Raw genomic sequence first — 3,724 nt, 5'->3', positions numbered from 1 at the left:
CTGGACGAAGATGAGATCGTGACTGCGGTCAAGTTCCCGATCCCGGAAAAGGCGAATTATCAAAAGTTCGTCCAACCGGCATCGCGCTTTGCGCTTGTGGGTGTGTTCGTCGCGAAAACCGCCCAAGGTGTGCGGGTCGCAGTGACGGGTGCCTCGAACGAAGGCGTGCACCGTTGGACCGCCGCCGAGGAAGCCTTGTCCGCCAATTTCGCAGCGTCGGCGTTGGATGGTTTGACGGTTCCTGCGGACAACATGATTTCGGATCTGCACGGCTCTGCCGAATACCGTGCGCATCTGGTCAAGGTCATGACAGGGCGCGCGGTAACCGCGGCTTCCTAAGGGGTGAAAACCTGCACGAAGGCCCCGCCATCTGGTGGGGCCTTTGGTGTTTTCGGTGACTAGAGTGTGGAAAGATCGCCGTTGAAGTCGATCAATGTCACCCGTGTGATGTCGGCGCGGGCCTTGATCTCGCTGATCTGATCGCGGGGTGCCAGCACCAGTGCGGTGGACAGGCTGTCGGCCAATGTGGCGTTTGATGCCTCGACCGTGACGCTTGACCAGCGTGGCTGCGCATTGGCATGCAGGATATGCCCCTGCGCCCCGATCAGGGTCGCGGCGGGGCTCGACGTGGCGATTGCCCCTTTTGTTAGCGTACGATGGCCCAGAAAGCCGTGGGCGGGGTCTGCTATGCCGACCGTCCAAGGACCACCATTGGCGCGGTATTCCCCGATATTGACCAAGGTGTCTGTTAGCCCGCGCACGGCCAGTGCATCAGCGACAAGATCGGTTGCGAACCCCTGTGCAATGCCATTGAACGTCAGTGCCTGCGACCGACCAAGGGTGATTTTCGTGGGGTCAAACCGCAGTTTTTGCCAACCCATCGCAGCAATCGCGGGGGCGGTATCGCGCCCCTCAGCAAGGGCTGCCCACAATGGTTGAACCGTGGGGTCAAACAATCCGTCGGTCAGTCGAAAGGCTGTATCGGCGGCCTGCATCAAGTCTAAGAAACGGGGGGACGGAAGGTGCAGTACACCCGCAGAGTTGAGGCCGGAGAGGGCAGATGCGGGATCATAAAGGCTGAACATCTGCTCGGCCTCGGTGATCAGATTGCGGACCTCGGTCATCGCAGCATCGGCGGCATCCCGAGGGCCCCGAATGGTCAAGGACACATCCGCCCCAAAGGCACGCCCCTGCCAGCTGTGGGCCTGCGCCGTTGCAGGCAGGCCAGCGAAAGCGGCAGAGATCGTGAGAAACCGGCGGCGTGTCAGGGTCATTGTGCAGCAATCCTGCGTTTGCGTTCCCGAGCGGCCAAGATCAGCGGCACACATTGTTTCGGATCGTCATGGATGGTGACGCAATCAAGGCATTGAAAACACTCTGAATACTGGATCTCTCCGGTTTTCTTGATGGCCCCATAGCTGCATTTCACCTTGCACAGCTGGCAAGGGGAGCCGCATGCGCTGCGCCGGTCTATCCATTTGCGGCCCCGCAGCAACCCGCCAATCGCCATCACCGCCCCCAAGGGGCAGACGTAGCGGCAAAAGCCTTTGAACAGGACCATCGACAGCAGCAACAGCCCCACCGCGTAGGCGACATAATACCATTCGCGGATGAAAAAGGTGGTGATCGCGGTCTTGAAGGGTTCGACCTCGATCGCTTTGTCCAGTCGTGCGGGGGCGGTGAACAGAAAATAAACCAATACGGCCAGCACAATGTATTTCAGCCATTTCAACCGGTTGTCCCAGAGCGCAGAGGGCTCAATCTGCGGCAACCGCAACAGGCGGCCAAGATGGTGCGCAAATTCCTGAAGCGCGCCGAACGGGCACAGCCAGCCGCAGAACAAACCTCGCCCCCACAGGACGAACCCAATGATCGTGACGGCCCAGATCACAAGGGAAAACGGGTCGTACAAAAGAAACCCATAGGACCCGCCCTCCAAAGCCGTGCGACCGACGGCAAGCGGGGTCGCGATAGACAGCTGGCCCTGTCCCCACCAGCCGATAAATCCGACCACAAAGGCCAGAATGCCCAACCGGATCGCGGTGAAATGGCGATGCCCTGCAAGCCGATTCAGCCGCAGCCCCAGAACCGCAAGCAACCCGATCAGGAACACCGATAGAATGATCAGATCGGTTTGACGGTTGCGCAATGCGTCCACCCAAGGCGGCGACGGGGTGACAGGTTCGATGCGCGCATAAAAGCGGTCTGGCGTGATGTGGGGCAATTCAAGCGTGGCTGACCCGATTTGCGGCTGGAACGATCCGTGCGCGCGCAGGGCCTTGATGCGCAAAATCCATTCAGCGGTCGGGTCAAAGCCCAAACGGCGATCAGTGCGCAAGATCAACGCCGCACCGTCGTGCAGCGCCTCGGGCACCGCATTGTTAAGATCGACAAAGATGTCTGAATCGCGAAAGGCGATCGGAAAACCGCCTTGTTCCGCACTGATCAGATCTGGGGCCGTGTTGCGGACGAAGGCGTCGGTGACCAGCCCGTGACGGGCGGTTTCCATCACAAGAACCGGTTCATCGGTCGTTGATATCGACATGAACTGTTGCAGCTCTTGGAACCCGTCGGGGCTAAGCACCGCCTTGGCCACAGATGGCGCGCCGATATCGACGACCCAGAGGTCCAGATAGAGCGCATCGGGATTTTCCTGGGCTTGCGGGTCATCGTCTTCCCACAGAGTGCCAGCAAAATATTCGTCCATTTCACGATTGGAAACGGTCTTGCGGGTAACGATCCCTTGGTCAACCAGATCGGACCATGTCAGGTCTTCGGTATAATCGGGATCGGGAAAGGCAGGCGGACCGGTCGCAATCCCGTTCATCTTTTCCCGTGCCACCTTGAGCGTGGCCGCAAGGATGCTTTCGTGGGCGATGCGTATCGACGCGGTGCCCTTGGTCACGCCATCAAGATAAACCAGCGCCGATCCGTCGCTGCCGGTGCCATAGGGCGATCCGACGACCAGACTGTCAGAAATGGAATGGCCGCGATATTGCTTGAAGAAATCATAGAACAGATGCTCTGGCAGGCCGGACACGAATATGGGCTCATTATGCGAGATCAACTGCACATCCAGAAAACGGCCCTCAAGGTCGAGCACCACAAGCACGTTGATTGCAGCACCTGAAAATCCGGGCAGGGGGGCCATCGGTTCGGTTTCGAACACATAACCGGCCTCGGCCCCGCCTGAATTCAAAAGTTGCCAGACGCCTTGGTCGTTTAACGCTTCGCCCAGTAACATGGGCGGCTGGATATAGGGCGCAATCGCGTCGCGGGGCAGTGGTTCAGCCCAAGCCGAAAGGGCCGTGCAAAGCCAAACGCACAAAGCGGCCACCAGCCTGTATGTTAAATGATTGCTCCCCATCAAGCAGACCGTAGTCGGCGAAGTTTCACAGCGACATTCGACTAAGGTCTGAGATTGCGGTTTTCGGCCTTGGTCACGGGACTTTGGCAAGGCGGAAGATGTGGGCGAAACGGCCTAGAACAGAAATTGGCAGCCAAGGGTTTCGCGCAAGGCTGCAATCAGCTGATCCAGCGTTTCAGCATTGGTGTAGGTGCCGCCGGTAAAATCGGCCAAACAGCGCGACACGCTTTCTGCCTCGGTATAGCTGTTGTCGGTGTCGCGTTCCCACGAGAAGAACGACCCGCGCACCTTGAAACCGATGACGTGAACGGTCGTGTCAAACCCGCTTGCCGCAAGGTCGGCCGCCAGCGCGCAGGG

Annotated in this window: 2 protein-coding genes and 2 pseudogenes; 1 reads left to right on the top strand and 3 read right to left on the bottom strand. The window is 59.1% G+C overall.

The annotated features are described in order from the left end of the window. A pseudogene (locus tag ABYT07_RS19730) lies at nt 1-339 on the top strand (carbon monoxide dehydrogenase); the annotation flags it as partial. A gap of 59 nt (nt 340-398) precedes the next feature. Here ABYT07_RS19730 and ABYT07_RS19725 read toward each other — a convergent pair. The 3 genes and pseudogenes from ABYT07_RS19725 to ABYT07_RS19715 all read right to left on the bottom strand — a co-directional run. Then, the gene (locus ABYT07_RS19725; RefSeq protein WP_372993720.1) at nt 399-1,274 is read right to left on the bottom strand and encodes an FAD:protein FMN transferase; all 876 of its coding nucleotides are present in this window, start codon (nt 1,272-1,274) and stop codon (nt 399-401) included. Then, nucleotides 1,271-3,367, bottom strand: coding sequence for a 4Fe-4S binding protein (locus ABYT07_RS19720; protein WP_372993719.1), 2,097 nt, complete (start codon nt 3,365-3,367; stop codon nt 1,271-1,273). The genes ABYT07_RS19725 and ABYT07_RS19720 overlap by 4 nt, the downstream gene beginning before the upstream one ends. A 114-nt stretch (nt 3,368-3,481) precedes the next feature. Further along, a pseudogene (locus ABYT07_RS19715) lies at nt 3,482-3,724 on the bottom strand (hypothetical protein); the annotation flags it as partial.

This window comes from Sulfitobacter sp. (assembly GCF_041552635.1).
In the GTDB taxonomy this organism is placed as follows: domain Bacteria; phylum Pseudomonadota; class Alphaproteobacteria; order Rhodobacterales; family Rhodobacteraceae; genus Sulfitobacter.
The sequence above is the reverse complement of the archived record's forward strand: the minus strand, read 5'-3'. Positions and strand labels throughout refer to the sequence as shown.